A 19,792-nucleotide genomic window follows, 5' to 3' on the forward strand; every position below is an offset into this window, starting at 1 on the left:
GAGCTGGGAAAACATAGAGAGTGGAGGCGTGATGACTGAGAGTAAGAGTGCCGTGACGCCGCCGGTCGGCCAAGCGTTGAACGATATCGTCAAGCGAGTGTCGGAGACGCGCTTCACCCTGCGCAGCGACGACTTCGCCGACGCTCGCGCAGCACACTCGACACTGAGCTCCGAACTCAACGACTACGTGCTGCCGCGGATCAATCGATCACGGACTCCGTTCCTCATCGCAGTGGGCGGTTCGACCGGTGCAGGCAAATCGACCTTGGTCAATTCCCTCGTGGGCCGCAGAGTCAGCCCCGCCGGAGTGCGTCGACCGACGACGGGCAACCCGGTCGTCATCTTCAATCCCGCCGATGCCAAGTCCTTCGAGCCCGAACACTATCTGCCTGAACTGCCGCGCAGCTCCGACTCGCAGTCGAGCGTGCCCGGAGTCGTCCTCATCGCCGATGAGAACATCGAAGCAGGCACAGCCATCCTCGACTGCCCCGATATCGACTCCATCTCGGAGACGAATCGTGCACTCGCGCGCAGGGTGCTGCTCAGTGCAGACCTGTGGCTGTTCGTGACGACGGCGAACCGGTACGCCGATGCCGCCCCGTGGACCCTGCTGAAGACTGCGGCTGTGCGAAGCACCTCGGTCGCCATCGTGCTCGACCGGGTTCCGCCCGAAGCCAACCGCGAAGTCAGGCATCATCTGTCCAGCCTGCTCGCTGATGCGGGACTGGCGAACTCACCGATCTTCTCCGTCGCCGAGCTCGAACTCGAAGAGGGGCTGCTGCCTCATGCGGCGATCTATCCGATTCGGTCGTGGATCTCACAGGTCGGCACGGAGGGCAGCTCCCTCGAACGCATCCGCAATCGCACGCTCGCAGGTGCCATCGCCGCCCTGCCCGCACGAGTTCGCGAACTCGCCGATTTCGCTGAGAATCAGGAAGCGGCCCACAGCACTCTGGCCGGTTCGTTGGAGGCGAGTTTCCGAACTGCCCAATCGGGACTCGTCGACGTCTTCTCCGACGGACGGGTCCTGCACGGTGAGGTCAATGCCCGCTGGCAGGACTTCGTGGGCACCGGGCAGCTGTTCCGCGGCCTGGAGCCGACGATGGCTCGGATGCGCGATCGCATCTCCGCGGCGGTGACCGGCAAACATGACGCTGCCACACCTCTGCACGTGGCCATTCTGCGCAGTGCGGCGGTCTCGCTGCGGGAACAGGCCATCGACGCGGTCGATGAGGTCAATGCCGAGTGGCGCAATACAGCTGCAGGCGCGGCACTCATCGAAGACCAGCCTGAACTGCGCACGGTCGGTGTCGGGCTCGAGGATGCGGTGAAGTCGGCGGTGAGCCAGTGGTCCGACGAGGTCAATGCGCTGGTCCGCGATATCGGTCAGGGTAAGAAGTCCAAGTCCCGAATCCTCTCCTTCGGCGTTGCAGGCGTGTGCGCCGTCGTCGAATACGCGGCCTTCTGGGATCCGCAGCGCACCCACGACGCCGGGCAGACCACTTCGCAGGGAGCCGGAGTCGCACTCAATCTCGCAGAGACGATCTTCGGAGCGGACGAGGCTGCCGGACTCATCGCGTCGATCCGTCAGCGCTTCCTCGATGCCGCTGGCGGGATCGTCGCGGGCTGTCGGACTCCCTTCGACAACGCACTGAGCCTATCCGCGGTACCGGCGCGGCAAGCGGGCGCCCTGCGCGCCTCCGGTGAACGACTTGAGGTGGCATTGTGAACAGTTCTGCACAGACCGAGATCCGGCGCCTCGCCGAAGGAATCCGACATGCGCTGTCACTGAGTGAGGACAAGCTGGCCGGAGACGTTCGCGCCGATGCCCAGAATCTGCTCGACCGGGCCGACGACCGGCTGGGCCTGGGGGAGGACTTCACGGTCGTGGCGTTCGCCGGCTCCACCGGGTCCGGCAAGTCCTCGCTGTTCAACGCGGTTGCCGGTCTCGAGATCGCCCGCGTCGGCGTGCGTCGACCCACGACCTCACGCCCGACCGCATGCGTCTGGGGCGAAGGCGGCAACGATGTCCTCGACTGGCTGCACGTGCCCGAACGCAGCCGCACCTGGCGCGAATCGGCCCTCGACGGCGACGATCAGCGACGCTTGCACGGACTGATCCTGCTCGACCTGCCGGACCACGACTCCACGGCTGTCGAACACCGTGTCGAGTCGGATCGGCTGGTGGGACTCGTCGACGTCGTGTTCTGGGTCGTCGACCCGCAGAAATACGCCGACTTCTCACTGCATTCGGAGTACCTGACCAAGCTCGCCGAAAACAGTGCGAACATGGTCGTCGTGCTCAATCAGATCGACAAACTCAGTCCGGAGGAGCAGAAGGCCGCAACCGATCATCTGCGCCAGCTGCTCAACGAAGATGGGCTGAGCGAGACGAACGTGCGCATCTCCTCGGCTACGACCCGAGAAGGCATCCCGGAGATCCGCAGCATCCTCGCCGATACCGTCGACTCCAACGATGCCGCTGCCGAGAGGCTGTTGGCCGATATGCAGGCGATGGCCAAACGGATCCGGAAGGATCTCGGAGAACCGGTCTCATCCCCGGACGAACTGCCAGGCGCATCCCGACTGGTCGAGACGATGTCGGAAGCCGCAGGTGTCGAAGCTGTGGCACAGACGGTGCACGACGATTACATCCGCCGTGCCTATCGGCAGACCGGCTACCCTGTCCTCGCATGGGCACAGCGCAACGCGCCCGACCCCTTGGGCGCCAAGCACGGTCAGGATCGGGACGAGCTCGTCCGCGCCTCGGTGCCGGCGACGACGCGGGCCCAGAGCTCCCATGTCCGTCTCATGGCTCACGAACTCATCGCAGGATCCGTGTCGACCATGCCGCAGGCATGGCAGAACGAGGCCGCGGCGGCAGAGAAGAAGAGCACGGACGAACTGTCTCAGAACCTCGACTCGGCCGTGACAGCTGTGGAGATCGCCCGGCAGAGTCCCGGTTGGTGGTCGCTGGCACATACCCTGCAGATCATCTTCTTCGTCGCCTCGATCATCGGTCTGCTCGGCATCATCGTCTCCGCGCTCGTCGCCGCGATCGGCTCGGGTGCGCTGCCGGCATGGTGCTGGATCGTCAGCGTCGGTCTGTTCGTGATCGGCTGCATCGGCTCCGTCGTGACCTCGCTGATGGCGAAGTCCGCGCGGGCCAGAGGTGCTGAAGAAGCGGCCGCCGAAGTCGAACGCTGGCTGCGAGACGCGGTCGGTCGCGTCGCCCAGAGTTCGTATCTCAACCCGGTGAAGACCGTCATCGGAGAGCACCGACGGGCCTACGAGATGCTCGGCTGAGTCGCAGACACGCACCTCGGACTCGAACACACAACGCGTACGACTCCGACCGTGATGCCCTGTGGACGCAGAACCACTGTCCACAGGGCATTTTCTGACCCTGGACACCGGACCGGAGGATCGGGCTGACTGGAGGTCCATGCGGACACCGAAGACCGCATGGTCCCAGCACACCGATTTGGAGTCACCGATGTCCGCAATCCCGATCACCGTCACCGGCACCATCGCCACAGAGCCGACCGCACGCACACTTCCCTCCGGACGTGCCTGTGCCTCCTTCAGGCTGGCCGTCAATCATTGGAGAGTCGATAAGAGCACAGGTGAGTTCATCGACGACGGAACCTCGTGGTTCGGCGTCGACTGCTACGGCGAGCTGGCCAGCAATTCCGCGACGTCGCTGACCACCGGGGCTGCGGTGATCGTGTCGGGCAGCCTGAGGAACCGGGAATGGGCCACCGAGGAGCGCAGCGGAATCTCGCCGACGGTGGTCGCCGAGCACATCGGTCCCGATCTCAGATACGGAACTGCTCACTACCAGCGGGCGAAGGCATCCGATCGGTCACAGCCGCCTGCCACACAGGCGAACACCGTGCCGACCGGCTCGCACGGTGCAGCCTGGGATGCCTTGGCCCCCACCCCGCCGGACACCGGCACCGGAGACAGCGAGAGCCTCGCCTCGCGGGGGCCGGACGGAGCGACGGGGACGAACGGTGAGGACGATCACACGACCGAAGCCGAGGGTGGGACCGAACGCGACGTCGCCACCGATGCCCCGGGAACTGCGGGGGCAGACAGCAAGCCGGGCGACGCAGACGATGCGATCGCACGTGAGACTGCGAAAGCCGCAGCACCGTTCTGATCACGTGGATACGACGGTTCGAGGTCGATCTGCTTCCGCCCTCGGTACGGGGGATCGGCTACAGTGAGATAGTCAATCGTCCCCTCTCGCCGAGGATTCAGATGCGTCTCGTTCCTGTGCTGGGTGCCGCAGCACTGACTCTGGCATTGTCAGGCTGCTCACTTCTCGGCTTCGGTGCCGATGACTCGCAGCCGCAGCCGAAACAGACCCAGGCGAAGCCCGTTGCCGAAGTCGACAAGGTGCTCACGGCACTCAAGCCGCTGACGGGCGACAAGGAATCGGTGCCGTCGACGAAGAAGTTCTTCACCACGATGCTGGACGCCGGATATGAACCCGAGCAGCTCGAGGCGACGATCGACGAGTCTCCACTGGGCAATGAGGTGCCGTCGAAGATGTTCGGCGTCAAGACCGACAAAGGCTGCGTCGTCGGAGAGATTCGGAAGGGCAAAGCCACCGCCGACCTCGTCCAGCCGACCGAATCGACGGGCTCCTGTCTGTTCGGCGAGGTCGAACGGCCGGAGGGCGTCACAGCGCCGAAGGGCGAGAAGCGCGACGAAGACGGTGACTCCAACGGCGCCGGCCACCTGCCCGGCGAGGATATCAACGGCGAAGACGGTGAGACCGAGAGCCCCCCGCCGAGCGGGGACGACTCTGAGTCGGCGAGCACCGGGGGAGCGGAAGGGACCGCAGGCTCCGAGGGGTCGGACAGCTCACAGGGCACCGGCGGGACATCCGGGGAAGGCGGTTCCGGGGAGACCTCGAACGAGGGCGACTCATCCGGCGAAGCCCCATCACTCGGCGGCGGCTGAGCAGTCGCAGACGGTCGATGCACCGCTTCGGCGGCTGCTGAACAACCCCGGTGTCTGCCGGGCGTCAAGTAGCGCCGGGGTGTGCCGAACCGATAGCCTGAGTGCACTATGGCTGAATTCATCTACACCATGCACAAGGCGCGCAAAGCGCACGGTGACAAAGTCATCCTCGACGATGTATCGATGTCGTTCTATCCCGGAGCGAAGATCGGTATGGTCGGCCCCAACGGCGCCGGCAAATCAACGATTCTCAAGATCATGGCGGGAATCGAGCAGCCGTCCAACGGTGAAGCTCGACTCAGCCCCGGATACTCGGTGGGCATCCTCATGCAGGAACCGCCGCTGAACGAGGAGAAGACCGTCCTCGGCAACGTCGAAGAAGGCGTCGGCGAGATCAAGGCGAAAGTCGACCGCTTCAACGCGATCTCCGAAGAGATGTCCAACCCCGATGCGGACTTCGACGCCCTCATGGAAGAGATGGGCAAGCTGCAGGAGGCCATCGATGCCGCAGATGCTTGGGATCTCGACTCCCAACTCGAACAGGCGATGGACGCTCTGCGGTGCCCGCCGCCGGACGCTGACGTCGCTGTTCTCTCCGGTGGTGAACGCCGCCGGGTGGCGCTGTGCAAGCTGCTGCTCGAAAAGCCCGATCTGCTGCTCCTCGACGAGCCGACCAACCACCTCGATGCGGAATCGGTGCTCTGGCTCGAGCAGCACCTGAAGACCTACCCGGGCGCAGTCATCGCGATCACGCACGATAGGTACTTCCTCGACCACGTGGCCGAATGGATCGCCGAAGTCGACCGCGGACATCTCTACCCCTATGAGGGCAACTACTCGACCTACCTCGAGAAGAAGCAGGAGCGCCTCCAGGTCCAGGGCAAGAAGGACGCGAAACTCGCCAAGCGACTCAAGGACGAACTCGAATGGGTCCGTTCGAACCCGAAGGCGAAGCAGACGAAGTCGAAGGCCCGTCTGGCACGCTACGAAGAGATGGCAGCCGAAGCGGAGAAGACGCAGAAGCTCGACTTCGAAGAGATCCAGATTCCGGCCGGCCCCCGCCTCGGTGATGTCGTCATCGAAGCGGACAAGATCGAAAAGGGCTTCGACGGGCGCACACTCATCGACGGGCTGAGCTTCTCGCTGCCGCGCAATGGCATCGTCGGCGTCATCGGACCCAACGGCGTCGGCAAGTCGACGCTGTTCAAGACGATCGTCGGTATGGAAGAGCTCGACGGAGGAGACCTCAAGGTCGGAGAGACCGTGAAGATCTCCTACGTCGATCAGTCCCGCGGCGGAATCGACCCGGACAAGAACCTGTGGGAAGTCGTCTCCGACGGACTCGACTTCATCCAGGTCGGCAAGGTGGAGATGCCCTCTCGAGCCTATGTCTCCGCGTTCGGATTCAAAGGCCCGGACCAGCAGAAGAAGGCAGGAGTCCTCTCCGGCGGTGAGCGCAACCGCCTCAACCTCGCGCTCACCCTCAAACAGGGCGGAAACCTGCTCCTGCTCGATGAGCCGACGAACGATCTCGACGTCGAAACCCTCGGCTCGCTGGAGAACGCTCTCCTCGACTTCCCCGGCTGTGCCGTGGTCGTCTCGCACGATCGCTGGTTCCTCGACCGCGTCGCCACACACATCCTCGCCTGGGAAGGCACTGAGGAGAGCCCGGCGAACTGGTACTGGTTCGAAGGCAACTTCGAAGCCTACGAGAAGAACAAGGTCGAACGACTCGGCGAAGACGCGGCCCGTCCGCACCGAGTCACCCACCGCCGTCTCACCCGAGACTGATCTCAGTCCGGTCTGAGCTGCCTCGGGTCCGACTCTTCCTTCGCAGGCACAGGGATGCCCCGGTCGAATCGACCGGGGCATCCCTGTGCCTGTGCTGATTCGCTAGTCTGCGAAGCCGAGGCCGTCCACAAACTCTGGGGCTGTCCGCGGAAGATGAGTCCCGAACCAGGCCGACCCGTCTGTGCGCCCGGGTTCGATGAGGCCGTGCGGGCGGGCCGGACTGTGAGTCAGTCCTGCGAGCGGCTGGTGAGTCCGCCGAGGCGCGCGATACCTCTGAACAGGAGACGCAGGAGGATCGTGCCGATGACTCCGCACAGCACGGCGAGCAGGCCGCACACCGCCACGTGCAGATCCGTGCGTCCCATGAACGCCACGAGGCTGAGCAGCCCGATGACGAGGAACAGCGCCACGTTGACCAACCGGCTGAGGATGGTGCCGATGATATCCATCATTGTCGGGTCCTGATGCGTCATCGAACGTCCTTGACCCGGACCATGCCTTCCTGGGCCACGGTGGCGAGCAGGGTTCCGTCCTGAGCGAAGATGCGCCCGTAGCCGAGCCCGCGTCCGCCCTGCGCGGCAGGGGACTCCTGCACATAGAGCATCCATTCGTCGACGCGGACTCGGTGGTGCCACCACATGGCATGGTCGAGGCTGGCCACGCGCAGACCCGGGGTCCGCCAGGTCAGTTCGTGGTGGCGCAGGACCGGCTCGAGCAGATTGAAGTCACTGGCATAGGCGAGAGCGGCGGCATTGAGCACAGGGTCGTCTCCGAACGTCGCGCCGGCCCGGAACCAGGAATGCTGTTCGGTGATGGAGGGATCGGACACGCCCGACGTGTGCAGGGACGGCTCGACCGGACGGACTTCGAAAGGACGCTTCTTCAGCCAATCGCTGACGAGCGGAGAATCCTCGTCGCCGAGGTAGTCGAGGAGTTCCGGGCAGTCCTCGGGAGCCGGCAGATCGGTCGGCATCTGCTCGGCATGGCTGAGGCCGGGCTGATCGTCCTGGAACGACGCGCTCAGCGACAGGATCGGCGCACCCTTCTGGTAGGCGTGGACTCGGCGGGCAGAGAACGAACGGCCGTCACGCAGCCGCTCGACTCCGAACTCGATGGGTTCGCTGACATCGCCGGCGCGCAGGAAATACCCGTGGAGCGAATGGATCAGACGGTCGCTGGGAAGCGTGGCCGCGGCTGCCACGACACACTGTGCGAGGACCTGCCCGCCGAAGACCCGACCGTCTGGTTTGTACTGGCTGTGCCCGATGAAGAAATCCGTCTCGCTGGAAGCCGCGGTGAACTCGAGTCGGCGCAGAGCGAGGATCTCGTGCAAGGTCGCTACGTTCGCCTCCGCTTCGGTGGATGCTTCGTCGGTCATGGGCTTCTCCCTCGGATGACTGGACCAATCAAGCGTACGAACCACGATCCTATCGCGTGCGGCATCACCGTGATGAAGGTGGCATGATGGGGTGCATGCATTCAGGCTCCACCAACCCCCTTCTCGACGAATTCACCCGCGTACTGTTGGAACTGAGATGGGGTGACATGGACGCCTACGGCCACGTGAACAACGTCACTCAGCTCAAACTGTTGGAAGAGGCGCGTGTCCGGGCCCTCGGCTCTCCCACCCACAGCTCTGATGCGCCGACCACGCCGGGACAGCACGGGGTGTCCGCGACGGTCAGCGGGGTCGAGATGCCGACGATCTTCGCCGACGCCTCGGCCACGACCGAACTGCTCGTCGCCTCCCACGCGATCGAATACCGCTCCCCGATCCCGTATCGCACCGGACCCATCGCCGTCGATCTCGTCATCAGCGATGTGCGACCCGCGTCGGTGACGGTGGGTTATGTCATCTGCGAACCGGACGGTTCGCGCACCCACACGGTCGCCGAAACCGTCATCGTCTTCATCGATATCAGCAGCGGTCGGCCCCGACGACTCAGCGAAGACGAGACCGCGGCCATGGACTCGGTGCTCGGCACGCCCGTGCCGCTGCGGAGGGCCGGCCGATGACCGAACTGCACATCACCGACCCGCTGGCGATGCGAGATCTCTCCGCATTCGCGTCGCTGGCCCACCGGGCGGATGCCGACGGAGCGATGCGGCTGCAGGTCGTCTCCGACGTCCTTGCCGCCACAGTGGCCCCGCTCTACCCACACGGACTCGGCGACTCGACGCCGCTGGTGCTGGCCATGCGGATGCTGCGCCTGGACGACCACGAACAGGACGGCTTCGACGAGGCGGTGCCGCTGTCGAATCTCCTCGACCGCTTTGCACACGACGAGAACGGAACCACTCTGCCGGTGCCGCCGAACTCCGTGCTCGTGTCGTGGACGGGGATCGCGCCTCCGCGCGGAGGCTGGGCCGCATACGACACGATCACGGTCGGACGGCTCCACGAGACAGCGGAGACAGGGATCGCAGAGATCAGCACCGGTGCGCCCGAAGGATCCGGAGGGCACGCGGTCAAGGCCCTGCGCTCCCGTGTGTGGTCACGTGAGATGACCGGTGAGCAGTCCACCGCGATGCCCGGTGGACTGGCCTTCGCCGCCGCTGCGCTGCGTTTCATCCCGCCCGCTGGTCGCGATGACGATCGGCAGCTGCACATCATGGAATCCGGGGGTTGGCTGCGCCTCGTCGCCCCGGGCGGTCATCTGCTCACACGCGCTCGGAGCCGGTGATCAGCGGATGTGCGGATTCGTGTTGACCATCGCGGTCGCCGCCCGCTGGAAGTAGTCCCAGAACATCTCGTCGTACAGCGGCGGCAGGCTCACATCGTCGAGGGCTGCACGCATGCAGCGCAGCCAGCGATCCCGGGCGTCGAAATCGATCGGATAGTCGAAGTGCCGCATCCGCAGTCGCGGGTGACCTCGTTGCTCCTGATAGGTCGACGGACCGCCGAAATACTGTTCGAGGAACATCTGCAGACGATGCTTGGCCCCCTCCAGCTCATGGCCGTCCGGATACATCGCGATGAGCTCGGCATCCGCGTCGACGTGCTGGTAGAACACGTCGACGAGGCGGGTGAACGTGTCATGCCCGCCGACTGCGGCGAAGATCGAGCCGTCAGCTGTCTGCGCCATCACTCGATCCTTCACTGGGGGAGTCTTCCTGGACGGTGCTGCGGATCTCCTGGTCACCCGGCAGCGGCGAGGGATTGTCGGTGTCGGTGGCGACCGCGGGAGCCATCGCCCTCTCCTCAGAGGGCAGGGTGCGCAGAACCGTCTCCTGCGCCATACCGATCTGCCCGCCGTGCTTGGCCAGCTGGGTCATCAGTTCGGCGCGGAAGGCACGCTCGACCATCCACTGCAGGTTCGGTTTGGTCCTGATCATGGTGCGGATGACTCGGTGGGAGCCCGACAGCGACTGGACTCCGGCGATCTCCGGATCCTCGAGCATTGCATTGGACAGCTCGGGATCCTTCCGCAGCGAGCGTGTGACCTCATCGGTCATCGTACGGTACTCATCCATCGAGGTCCGGTAGTCGATGGGGATGTCGAGGACGGCGCGAGCCCAACCCTGGGACAGATTGCCCACACGCAGGATCTCACCGTTGCGCACGTGCCACAGGGTGCCGGTGAGGTCACGGATCTGAGTGCCACGCAGGCCGACGTCCTCGACTTCGCCGACGGCTTCGCCGAGGTCCACGGTGTCACCGATTCCGTACTGGTCTTCGATGACGATGAAGAATCCGGACAGGTAGTCGCGGACGAGCTCCCGAGCACCGAAGGCGATGGCCACACCGCCGATGCCGGCGGATGCGAGGATCGGGGCGATGTTGAAGCTCAGCGCATCGAGGATCATGAGGATCGCGATGACACTGACGAGGATCGTCGTCACCGATGAGAGCATCCGACCCACGGTCTTCGCCCGCTGAGCTCGGCGCTGCTTGATCGTCTGCTCGTCGATCCCGGTCCGTTGCGCCTCGAGCGCTGTGGCCGAGAATTTCATCCGGCCGGCGCTTTCGGCCTTCTCGCTGCCGACGGTGCCCTTGGCCACCGCGGTGGTGAACCGGCGGATGAAGAGTCGGATGATGAGGTTGACGACGATGGCGCCGATGATGATGACGGTGATCTTCAGCGGCGCGCCGAGGAGGAAGGTTCCCCAGTCGAAGTCACTTGCTTTCTGAACAGTGGAATCTATTGCATCGGTTGTCATGATCTTTCGAGACTAGCTGTGAAGGTTCAATGATCGCTTGGAAGTGCTGGACACACGCTGAACTTCCAGTGCGCGCTGCGCGTCGGCGAGGTTCTCCCGCATCAGCCGCACCAGGCCTTTCGGCGCGGAAGGATGATCGTCGAGCCACCGGGAAGTGGCGTCGACTGTGGCTGAACTCACCGGCGGGTACAGCCGCAGAGTCATCGTCTGCGCCATCTCCAGCGTGCGCGTCTCCCACCAGCCGGCCACCCGGGCGAAGTACTCCTCGGTGAAGGTCCTCAGCGGTGCCTCGGCGGCGATGAGCTCGCCGGAGGCCGTCTGCAGGCCGGTTCCGAAGCCGAGTGCGAGTGCCCCGAGTTCGGAGTTCGGCAGGTCGGCATCGTCGACGATGCGGGTGAAGGTCCGCGATTTCGACGCCGAGGTGGGGCGACTGGACCGTGCGGTCGCGGCGTGGCGAACACCGGTGGCGCTGGGGTCCTTCCGGCTCATCTCTTCGACTGCGGAATCCTCGACTGCGTCGTTCGAGCACAGCCCGATGATGATCTCCCACGTCAGGTCGGTGTCCAGAGTGATCCCACAGACGCTTTCCATCTCCGGCCGCAGCCAGGACTTCAGCCGGTCCAATTGACCGGGCGTGGTTGCATGGCGGATGAACCCGCGCACGAACTGGAAGGCCTGATCGGTTCCCTCCTCGCCCGTTTCGAGCAGCTCGATGAAACGGTCGGCCACCTCGGCGTGCATCGTCTCCCGCTCCTGCGGCGGAAGATAGGAGGCGACCGCGGTGTCGAGCTGTCGCATCTGCGTGAGCAGTCCGGACGAATGGGTGATGGCTTGCAGGTGGGTGAGCACCGTGTCGATGTAATCGTGAACAGGACGTTCACCGTCACGGACCTCATCCCACAGGGTGGCCAGAACGAGCAGCTGGGTGAGCGAATCGTCGAAGTCACCCAGCCGGCGCGCCGCCGTCTCCATGCTGCGGGAGTCGAAGCGGACCTTCGCATAGCTGAGGTCGGCGTCGTTGACGACGATGACATCCGGCCGGGGCAGGCCTCGGGCCTCGTCCACCTCGGCGGATTCCCCGTCGATGTCGAGGGGGAACGAATGGGTGCGCTCGAGACGTCCCTGCCCGTTGTCCGAATAGAAGCCGACGGCCAGCCGGTGAGGTCGCAGGGACGGGGTGGGCTGCCCCGGAATCGACCAGGGGCGCTGGGTCACCTGCAGGGTCGCGATCGTCTGTTCGTCCGCCCCCGATTCCTCTGCTGCCGGCTGACCGTCCTCGGTGGTGATCACGGCCTCGAGGAGGTTGACCCCGGACTCTTCGAGCCACAGCTTCGACCAGCTCTCCAGATCCCGACCAGAGGTGGCCTCGAGCTCGGTGAGGAGATCGGAGAGCTCGGTGTTCGACCACGCATGCTTGTCGAAGTAGCTCCTCAGCCCGGCGAAGAATTCGTCCCGACCGACCCAGGCCACGAGCTGCTTGAGCACCGATGCTCCCTTGGCATAGGTGATCCCGTCGAAGTTGACCTCGACGTCGGCGAGGTCCTCGATCGGGGCGACGATGGGATGCGTGCTCGGCAGCTGATCCTGTCGGTACGCCCAGGACTTCTCGATCGTGGCGAAGGTCGTCCACGCATCGGCGAACTCGGTGGCCTCGGCCGTGGCCAGGGTCGACATGAACTCGGCGAAGGATTCGTTCAGCCACAGATCGTTCCACCAGCGCATGGTCACCAGGTCGCCGAACCACATGTGCGCGAGTTCGTGGAGGATCGTGACCGTGCGGCGTTCGACCAGCGCCTCGGTAGGGCGGGAGCGGAACACATAGTTCTCGAGGATCGTCACGGCACCGGCGTTCTCCATGGCTCCGGCATTGAACTCGGGAACGAAGAGCTGATCGTACTTCTCGAACGGGTAGGACACACCGAATTCTCGTTCGAAGAACTCGAAGCCGGCCTTCGTGATCCGGAACAGCTTCGTCGCATCGAGGTGTTCGAGCAGGGATGCACGGCAGTACAGGCCCAGGGGCACAATCGAGCCGTCGGAGGATGTCAGCTGCGAATGCACGGACTCATACGGGCCGGCGATGATCGCGGTGATGTACGACGAGATCGGTGTGGTGGGGGCGAACTGCCACACCGCCATGCCGTCCTGCGGAGCAGCTCCGAGCTCGGCGAAGGTCTCCTTCGGGTCGCCGGGTGTCGGGGTGGGCGAGTTCGAGACGACGGTCCACTTCTCCGGTGCGACGACGGTGAAGGAGAACGGAGACTTGATATCGGGCTGTTCGAAGACCGGGAAGACACGACGGGCGTCGGGGACCTCGAACTGGGAGTAGAGGTAGACCTCGTCATCGATCGGGTCGACGAATCGGTGCAGGCCCTCTCCGGTGTTCATATAGGTGAAGTGGGCGTCGACGATGAGTTCGTTCTCAGCGGCGAGGCCGGGAAGGGTGATGCGGGCCGGCGCGACCACCTCGGCGAGGTCGAGGTCGGTGCCGTTGAGGCGGACGCGCTCGACACTGGCGGTGATCGCATCGATGAACGTCGTCGAATCCGGTGCTGCAGTGAAGCGGATACGTGAGCGGACGCGGAAGCTCTCACCAACTCCTGTGAGGATCAGGGTGTGCTCGTAGCTCGAGACGTCCACGATGGCGGAGCGTTCGCGTGCCTCGTCGCGGGTGAGGTTGTGTTGCGGCACTGTGAGGTGACCTTTGCTTCGGGAACCGGGTGTACTCGGACATTCTTTCATGGACATTCACTCCTCGTGCGATCTCGGCGGCACTGATCATGATTCGACCGCTGTCCCCGCATTCGGTCGGCCTTGATAGATTGAGCACCGACACGATGGGTACCCGGCATGGGGCCCGCACACGTATGACAGAGGAGAGACAGTGAGCAGAGAAACACTCGATCTGTGGTTCGACACGGCCTGCCCGTGGGCATGGATGACCTCACGGTGGGGGCTCGAAGTGGCGAAGGTCCGCGACGTGGACGTGAAGTTCCACCCGATGAGCCTGAACTTCCTCAATCGTGACAAGGACATTCCGGACGACTACCGGGCACTGATGAACCGGGCCCTGGCCCCGATGCGCATCGTCACCGCCGCGATCGCCGAACACGGAGACGAGATCGCCGAACCGCTCTACACCGCGATCGGCAATCGTATCCACCCGGGTGGGGAGAAGGACTTCGACAAGGCCGTGTCCGAGGCGCTGGCCGAGCTCGAGCTGCCGGCCGATCTCATGAAGTACGGCGAGACCGAGGACTATGATGCTCGGCTCCAGGCTTCCCACGATGAGGCGCTGAGCTTGGTCGGAGACGATGTCGGCACACCGATCTGCCGTGTCGCCGGAACCGCGTTCTTCGGCCCTGTCGTCACCCCCGCTCCGAAGGGAGAAGACGCCGGCCGGCTCTTCGACGGAGTCCTCGCGGTCGCCTCGACGCCGGGATTCTTCGAACTCAAGCGCACACGTGACCAGGGCCCGAACTTCGACTGAGTCATTTGGGCCGAACCAGCGGCCGCGACTCGACAGCCCGTTCACTCAGCGGACTCGATCGATCAAGAGATCCCACCGAAAGGCAGTTATATGAAGGTTCACCTCGGCACCGACCACGCCGGATTCGAATTCAAGGAGGTGCTCAAGGCGCACCTCGAGTCAGCCGGGCGCGACGTCGTCGACCACGGCGCCCACGAATATGACGCTCTCGATGACTACCCGGCGTTCTGCATCGCCGCGGCACAGGGCGTCGTCGATGACCAGGCAGCCGGCGTCGACGCTCTCGGAGTCGTGATCGGCGGATCGGGCAACGGCGAACAGATGGCCGCGAACCTCGTCAAGGGTGCACGCACCGCTCTGGCGTGGAACCCGGAGATCTCGAAGCTGGCCCGGCAGCACAACAATGCTCAGATCGTCGCCGTCGGTGCCCGCCAGCACCCCGAAGACGAAGCCATTGCGATCGTCGACGCGTTCCTGGCCGAGCCGTTCTCCGGCGATGAGCGTCACGAACGTCGCATCGACATCATGGCGAAGTATGAGGAGCAGGGCCCGCAGGCTCTGTGAGAGGGAGAACACTGTGAAGATCCACGGCGCCGTGCTGCGCGAGATGAAGCGACCTCGACCATTCACCCAGTCGCAGCCGATGACGATTGAGACGCTCGAACTCGATGAGCCGGGTCCCGGGGAGATTCGCATCCGGATGACGGCCGCCGGGGTCTGCCACTCGGATCTGTCCGTCGTCGACGGCAACCGTCCCCGCCCGCTGCCGATGCTGCTCGGTCACGAAGGCGCGGGAATCGTCGAGAAACTCGGCGACGGCGTCGATGATCTCGAGGTCGGCCAACAGGTCGTCACAGTGTTCCTGCCGCGCTGCGGGGAATGCGCGAACTGCCGCACCGACGGCAAACTTCCCTGCACCCCCGGCAGTGCGACGAACGGTGCGGGGACCCTGCCGTTCGACGGACACAAGGTGCGTCTCCACGATGACACCGGCGCCGAGGTGCTCCACCACCTCGGCGCGTCCGTGTTCGCCACCCACGCGGTGGTCAACCGCGCTTCCGTCGTTCCCGTCGGCGATGATGTTCCCGCGTCCATCGCCGCTGTGCTCGGCTGCGCGGTGCTCACCGGCGGGGGAGCGGTCCTCAATGCCGGCAAGCCGGGGCCGGACGATGAAGTGATGATCGTCGGTCTCGGCGGCGTCGGGATGGCCGCGCTCATCACGGCGCTGTCCATCGAGACCGCTGGAGTCATCGGCGTCGACGCGAATCCGGACAAGCTTGTGCGGGCGAAGGAACTCGGAGCGATCGAGGTCTTCACCCCCGAACAGCTCGGGGAGAGGAAGGCTCCGATCGTCATCGAATGCGTCGGGCATGCTCGGGCCTTCGAGACCGCGCTCTCCGCCACTGCAGTCGGCGGGACGACCGTGACAGTGGGTCTGCCTGCCCCGGATGCGCAGGCACACATCACCCCGGTGACCCTGACGGCGGAGGCCCGGACCGTGATCGGCTCCTATCTGGGGTCGGCGGTGCCGAGCCGCGATATCCCCGTCTACGCCCAGCTGTGGAGAGAGGGCAAGCTGCCGGTCGAGGAGCTCATCTCCGACACCATCGGTCTCGACGATCTCAACTCCGCATTCGACGCGTTGGCCGCCGGATCCGTCGTGCGACAGATCATCGACTTCGGGGCCTGAGCCGCGCGACGCCCGCGGTCGCAGGAGATCCGAATCTCTCCACACCACCTGCGGCACGGGCATCTGCTCACGGCCGACCGCGTCTACTTCCGGGGCACGGCCACAACCGATCCGCCGGGGCCTGCGTAGACGGCGAGCCCATTGGACAACGTGCCCGTCGGGGCGACCTCCTTCTTCTCCCCTTCGGGGATCTCGAACTCGGAGATTCTCTGACCATCCCTGATCAGCATCCCCGGCTGCTTCGCCGGGTTGAAAGTCGCCGTGTCCTCGTGCCCTGAGTAATCAATGGCGATCACGGTGCCGTCGTCGTATACAGCCTGAGCCATGGCAGTGGTCCCGCCGTCGTCGCTGAGACAGGTGGGGTCTGATCCCTTCCACACAGCGTTGCCTGCAGCGACGAACTCTCCGTTGGGGCTGGAGAAGCTGTGGTCGAGCCGGAGAATCTCATCGGGGTAGCAGTCCTTGATGACCGCGAGGCGCTCACCCTTGCTGAGGTCGATCATCTCCGTCGCGCTCTCTCCCACTTCTCCGGAACGGATGATGGCGATGTCTTCGTCGACGACGACACGTGGCTTGATGCTGCCCGCTCGTTCGGTGCTGCCGGCGAAGTCCCGGTACGTCGTGGTCGTGCCGGATCGGCCACCGGTCGGATGCCAGATGAGCTCATTTCCGAATTCCTCCTCCAGCGTCACTGCGGACTTTCCGGTCGCGTACTGGAGGTGTTCGAACGTGTCTGTCGAACCATCGGAATTCACCACAAGATTCTTCTGGTCGTCGTCTTTGTACTGGAAACTCAGCCCCCACGTGCTTTCCCTCGTCGGCATGAAGTGAAACCTCCATCCGTCGGGGATTTCGACCTTCTCGAGGTTGTCCCCGGACTCGGCATCAAGGAGGAAGGTCTGAGAATGGCTGGCCAAGATCTCGGTGTTCAGTCCCAGCTTGCCGCCGGCCATCCGGCGTACGTCTGAAATCTCTTCATCGTCGTCGGAGAAGTGCTCCGCCAGATCCAGCTGCCACGCGATCGTGCCGTCTGGATTGCGGGATTCGAGCTTCGATCCGCCCCACCGGACGACACGGTCGTCGAAGACCTGCACCTGATCTTCGAAGTCATTCGTCAATGGACCTTCCTGCCACTCGGGCTCGCCGAATGCCGTGGAGGGATACAGCACGTCGACCTCGTCGGATCCTTCCGTCGGCGGAGCGGAATTCGCTTTGCGGTCGGCGCCTTCTGAACATCCGGTGACCACCAGTCCGACCGCAGCGAACACTGCCGCGCAGCGGGCCCCCATCGTCATCGCCATTTCTGACCCTTTCTGAAGCCGTTGCGACAAACGGAGCCACCATACGGCACATCTGATGACTGTTCACAATCGGGGGATCGAGTCATGCTCGCAGATGAGCGGGCATAAGAGGGAGCCGCGAGTGGCGGTCGAGCCGAAAGGTGGCTGAGCAGATCGGACGCACATAGAGAGAAGCCGCCCGGATCGATTGGTCCGGGCGGCTGGAGTCTGTCGGGATGACAGGATTTGAACCTGCGACCCTCTGTTCCCAAAACAGATGCGCTACCAAGCTGCGCCACATCCCGCGACGGCTCCTATCTAACCACAGGCGGGTCGCGACTCGCACCTTGCGAATCAGGCAAACCCGCCAATGCGACACACCTCACAGTTCCAGCGAGCAAGTGACGCAGGTCACCGAATGTCGATTTGGCGGTCGAGGAAGTTCTCGACTATAGTCGAACTCGCAACACGGGGATGTAGCTCAATGGTAGAGCCTCAGTCTTCCAAACTGATGGTGCGGGTTCGATTCCCGTCATCCCCTCCAACGTGTCGCCGCTGGTCACAGCGGCGACATTGTCATTTCGGGGGAAGAAACCAGCACCCTCAATCACCCCAGCGTGACCTAAAATGACCTAACTCGACTGGCCGGGTTCGGAAAGAACACGCCATGTCCACCGCGCACACAGCGTTCAACGTCACCAACCTCTACACCGGACGGTCATTCACCTACGTCCCCGGCGACGGCCCCTGTCTGACCGCTCAGTATCCCGAAGCCACCGACAACACCCTCTACGCGCTCGAAACCGTCACCGACGCACTCGATGCCGGATACCTGCCCGACACCGACACACTGGCATTCCTCACACTGGTCATCACCCCCGAAGATGACACCGACGTTTGTGGGGGTGTGTTGTGACGGCGCGGGCGGTGTTCGGGGCGATTGATCGGTTGCCGTCGGGGCGGTTCCGGGTCCGCTACACCGCTCCCGACGGCACCCGCCATAAAGTGCCGGGCACGTTCGGCACCCGGGCCGAGGCCGAAGCCGTGCGCGTGCGGGTCCACGCCGAAGTGCTGGGCAACAACCCCGTCATCGCGAAGCCGTCGGCAATCACCGTCGGTCAGTACTTGGCCGACTACCTCGACCACGCTCAGGCGACGCTGCGTCCCCGCACCCTCGATCTGTACCGGCGTACCGCTCAGTCATGGATTCTGTGCCCGGTCGGGACGACGACCCCGGTCGATATCTCGACGGTGACCGTCCAAGCCCTGACCCCGGGATTCGTCCGCACGTGGTATGTCGCGCTGCTCGACGGCACCCGCGCTGCTGCCCTCGAACAGTCGGCTACATCCCGACGCGGCCCGCATCCGGCCCGGGCCTGGGCGATGAGCCACGGATTCGACGTGGCCCCGACCGGCAAGCTGCCGACCGATGTGCTCGACGCATGGACTGCCGCCGGTTCACCGGCCCCGACGGTGCCGACCACGGCGGGGGAGTACCCGGGCCGGACCGCTGCTGCCGGTGCCTACCGACTCCTGCGGACCGTGCTCATGCAAGCCGTGCGCGATGGTCTGATCACCGCGAACCCGGTCCACGTCAAAGGGGCGGGCACGGCACCGCACCCCGAACGCCGACCCCTGACCGCGACCGAAGTGGTGGCCCTGGCCGATGCGATGCCCGACCGCTACCGTGCCGCCGTGCTCATCGCCGCCTGGTCGGGACTGCGCCCCGGCGAAGCATTCGCCCTGCGCCGGGGCGACCTCGACCTGCACGCCGCGACCGTCACCGTGGCCCGCACCCTGGTCGAAGTCCCGGGCGAACCCGTCGCCTATGGTCCGCCGAAGTCCGCCGCTGGCCGACGCACCGTGAACCTGCCGCGTTCAATCCTGCCGGTCCTGGCCGACCACCTCGACCAGCACACCGGCACCGACCCCGATGCGCTGATGTTCACCACCGGCCACGGCAACCCCGTCACCGCGTCCACCCGGTCCGGGGTGATGCGTCGGGCACGACTGGCCATTGACCGGCCCGATATCGCCTGGCATCACCTGCGCCACACCGGGGCGACGCTGGCTGCGCAAGCCGGGGCGACTCAGGCTGAGCTGCAAGCCCGGATTGGTCACTCCACGGCCCGGGCGGCTGCGATCTATCAACACGCCGGAAACGACCGCGACCGTGCATTAGCCGACCGACTCGACCAACTCACGAACACGACCAGGACCCCGAATCCGAGTCCGACGGACCCGACCCCGACCGGGCCGAGCACCCCGGCGGCTGGTCCCGAACCGAGCACATCGGCCACGACTGGAGCCGAAGTCGTATCCATCTTCACCGCCCGCCGACTGGCCGCTACTAACTAGCCTTATCACCAGGCAGAAACCTCCATGCCGACGAACAAACTAGAATAG

General features: G+C 64.7%; 18 protein-coding genes and 2 tRNA genes. 13 read left to right on the forward strand and 7 right to left on the reverse strand.

Annotation, left to right across the window (positions count from 1 at the left end):
- Positions 1-31: 31 nt before the first annotated feature.
- The 5 genes from CXR29_RS07685 (at position 32) to ettA (ending at position 6,765) form a co-directional block, all read left to right on the forward strand.
- Positions 32-1,729 (forward strand): dynamin family protein, encoded by a 1,698-nt coding sequence (locus CXR29_RS07685; protein WP_127364263.1) that lies wholly within the window; start codon positions 32-34, stop codon positions 1,727-1,729.
- Positions 1,726-3,306, forward strand: coding sequence for a GTPase (locus tag CXR29_RS07690; RefSeq protein WP_101593648.1), 1,581 nt, complete (start codon positions 1,726-1,728; stop codon positions 3,304-3,306). The genes CXR29_RS07685 and CXR29_RS07690 overlap by 4 nt, the downstream gene beginning before the upstream one ends.
- A gap of 190 nt (positions 3,307-3,496) precedes the next feature.
- Positions 3,497-4,165 (forward strand): single-stranded DNA-binding protein, encoded by a 669-nt coding sequence (locus tag CXR29_RS07695; RefSeq protein ID WP_164742793.1) that lies wholly within the window; start codon positions 3,497-3,499, stop codon positions 4,163-4,165.
- 101 nt (positions 4,166-4,266) lie between these two features.
- Complete coding sequence (locus CXR29_RS07700) at positions 4,267-4,974, forward strand: DUF6993 domain-containing protein (protein WP_101553948.1); 708 nt, start codon at positions 4,267-4,269, stop codon at positions 4,972-4,974.
- Positions 4,975-5,082: 108 nt separating this feature from the next.
- Positions 5,083-6,765: an energy-dependent translational throttle protein EttA gene (gene ettA, locus CXR29_RS07705; RefSeq protein WP_101593644.1), complete on the forward strand. Its 1,683-nt coding sequence runs from the start codon at positions 5,083-5,085 to the stop codon at positions 6,763-6,765.
- 227 nt (positions 6,766-6,992) lie between these two features.
- Here ettA and CXR29_RS07710 read toward each other — a convergent pair whose 3' ends face one another.
- On the reverse strand, positions 6,993-7,217 hold the full coding sequence (locus CXR29_RS07710; protein WP_241241634.1) for a hypothetical protein: 225 nt from the start codon (positions 7,215-7,217) through the stop codon (positions 6,993-6,995).
- 17 nt (positions 7,218-7,234) lie between these two features.
- Positions 7,235-8,143, reverse strand: coding sequence for an acyl-CoA thioesterase (locus CXR29_RS07715; protein ID WP_025776822.1), 909 nt, complete (start codon positions 8,141-8,143; stop codon positions 7,235-7,237).
- A gap of 95 nt (positions 8,144-8,238) precedes the next feature.
- Between CXR29_RS07715 and CXR29_RS07720 the strand changes: the two genes are divergently transcribed.
- Both CXR29_RS07720 and CXR29_RS07725 read left to right on the forward strand, forming a co-directional pair.
- Positions 8,239-8,781 carry an acyl-CoA thioesterase gene (locus CXR29_RS07720; RefSeq protein WP_127364264.1) on the forward strand — a complete coding sequence of 181 codons (543 nt, stop codon included), beginning with the start codon at positions 8,239-8,241 and terminating at the stop codon, positions 8,779-8,781.
- The gene (locus CXR29_RS07725) at positions 8,778-9,449 is read left to right on the forward strand and encodes a DUF8185 domain-containing protein (protein ID WP_127364265.1); all 672 of its coding nucleotides are present in this window, start codon (positions 8,778-8,780) and stop codon (positions 9,447-9,449) included. Before CXR29_RS07720 ends, CXR29_RS07725 begins: the two co-directional genes overlap by 4 nt.
- Here the strand turns inward: CXR29_RS07725 and CXR29_RS07730 are convergent, their stop codons facing one another.
- Genes CXR29_RS07730 through pepN form a run of 3 tightly spaced genes read right to left on the reverse strand, consistent with a single transcriptional unit; the run spans position 9,450 to position 13,617 of the window.
- Complete coding sequence (locus tag CXR29_RS07730) at positions 9,450-9,851, reverse strand: globin (RefSeq protein ID WP_101553951.1); 402 nt, start codon at positions 9,849-9,851, stop codon at positions 9,450-9,452.
- Positions 9,835-10,926, reverse strand: coding sequence for a mechanosensitive ion channel family protein (locus CXR29_RS07735; RefSeq protein WP_127364266.1), 1,092 nt, complete (start codon positions 10,924-10,926; stop codon positions 9,835-9,837). The genes CXR29_RS07730 and CXR29_RS07735 overlap by 17 nt, the downstream gene beginning before the upstream one ends.
- 12 nt (positions 10,927-10,938) lie before the next feature.
- Positions 10,939-13,617 carry an aminopeptidase N gene (gene pepN / locus CXR29_RS07740; RefSeq protein ID WP_127364267.1) on the reverse strand — a complete coding sequence of 893 codons (2,679 nt, stop codon included), beginning with the start codon at positions 13,615-13,617 and terminating at the stop codon, positions 10,939-10,941.
- A gap of 193 nt (positions 13,618-13,810) precedes the next feature.
- Here pepN and CXR29_RS07745 point away from each other — a divergent pair, with 193 nt between their 5' ends.
- The 3 genes from CXR29_RS07745 to CXR29_RS07755 all read left to right on the forward strand — a co-directional run bounded on the left by CXR29_RS07745 (position 13,811) and on the right by CXR29_RS07755 (position 16,106).
- Positions 13,811-14,416 (forward strand): mycothiol-dependent nitroreductase Rv2466c family protein, encoded by a 606-nt coding sequence (locus tag CXR29_RS07745; RefSeq protein WP_127364268.1) that lies wholly within the window; start codon positions 13,811-13,813, stop codon positions 14,414-14,416.
- A gap of 90 nt (positions 14,417-14,506) precedes the next feature.
- Entirely contained in the window at positions 14,507-14,980 is a 474-nt protein-coding gene (locus CXR29_RS07750; protein ID WP_127364269.1) for a ribose-5-phosphate isomerase, read from the forward strand.
- 13 nt (positions 14,981-14,993) lie between these two features.
- Positions 14,994-16,106 carry an alcohol dehydrogenase catalytic domain-containing protein gene (locus CXR29_RS07755; protein ID WP_127364270.1) on the forward strand — a complete coding sequence of 371 codons (1,113 nt, stop codon included), beginning with the start codon at positions 14,994-14,996 and terminating at the stop codon, positions 16,104-16,106.
- Positions 16,107-16,189: 83 nt separating this feature from the next.
- Here the strand turns inward: CXR29_RS07755 and CXR29_RS07760 are convergent, their stop codons facing one another.
- Positions 16,190-17,407 (reverse strand): hypothetical protein, encoded by a 1,218-nt coding sequence (locus CXR29_RS07760; protein ID WP_127364271.1) that lies wholly within the window; start codon positions 17,405-17,407, stop codon positions 16,190-16,192.
- 210 nt (positions 17,408-17,617) lie between these two features.
- Positions 17,618-17,691: transfer RNA gene (locus CXR29_RS07765), tRNA-Pro, on the reverse strand.
- A 165-nt stretch (positions 17,692-17,856) separates the two neighbouring features.
- On the opposite strand from CXR29_RS07765, the gene CXR29_RS07770 reads away from it, so the two are divergent.
- The 3 genes from CXR29_RS07770 to CXR29_RS07780 all read left to right on the forward strand — a co-directional run bounded on the left by CXR29_RS07770 (position 17,857) and on the right by CXR29_RS07780 (position 19,744).
- Positions 17,857-17,930 (forward strand) — tRNA-Gly (locus tag CXR29_RS07770).
- A 123-nt stretch (positions 17,931-18,053) separates the two neighbouring features.
- Positions 18,054-18,302 (forward strand): hypothetical protein, encoded by a 249-nt coding sequence (locus tag CXR29_RS07775; protein ID WP_127364272.1) that lies wholly within the window; start codon positions 18,054-18,056, stop codon positions 18,300-18,302.
- 11 nt (positions 18,303-18,313) lie between these two features.
- On the forward strand, positions 18,314-19,744 hold the full coding sequence (locus tag CXR29_RS07780) for a tyrosine-type recombinase/integrase (RefSeq protein ID WP_241241635.1): 1,431 nt from the start codon (positions 18,314-18,316) through the stop codon (positions 19,742-19,744).
- Positions 19,745-19,792 lie beyond the last annotated feature (48 nt).

This window comes from Brevibacterium linens (genome assembly GCF_003999335.1).
In the GTDB taxonomy this organism is placed as follows: Bacteria; Actinomycetota; Actinomycetes; order Actinomycetales; family Brevibacteriaceae; genus Brevibacterium; species Brevibacterium linens.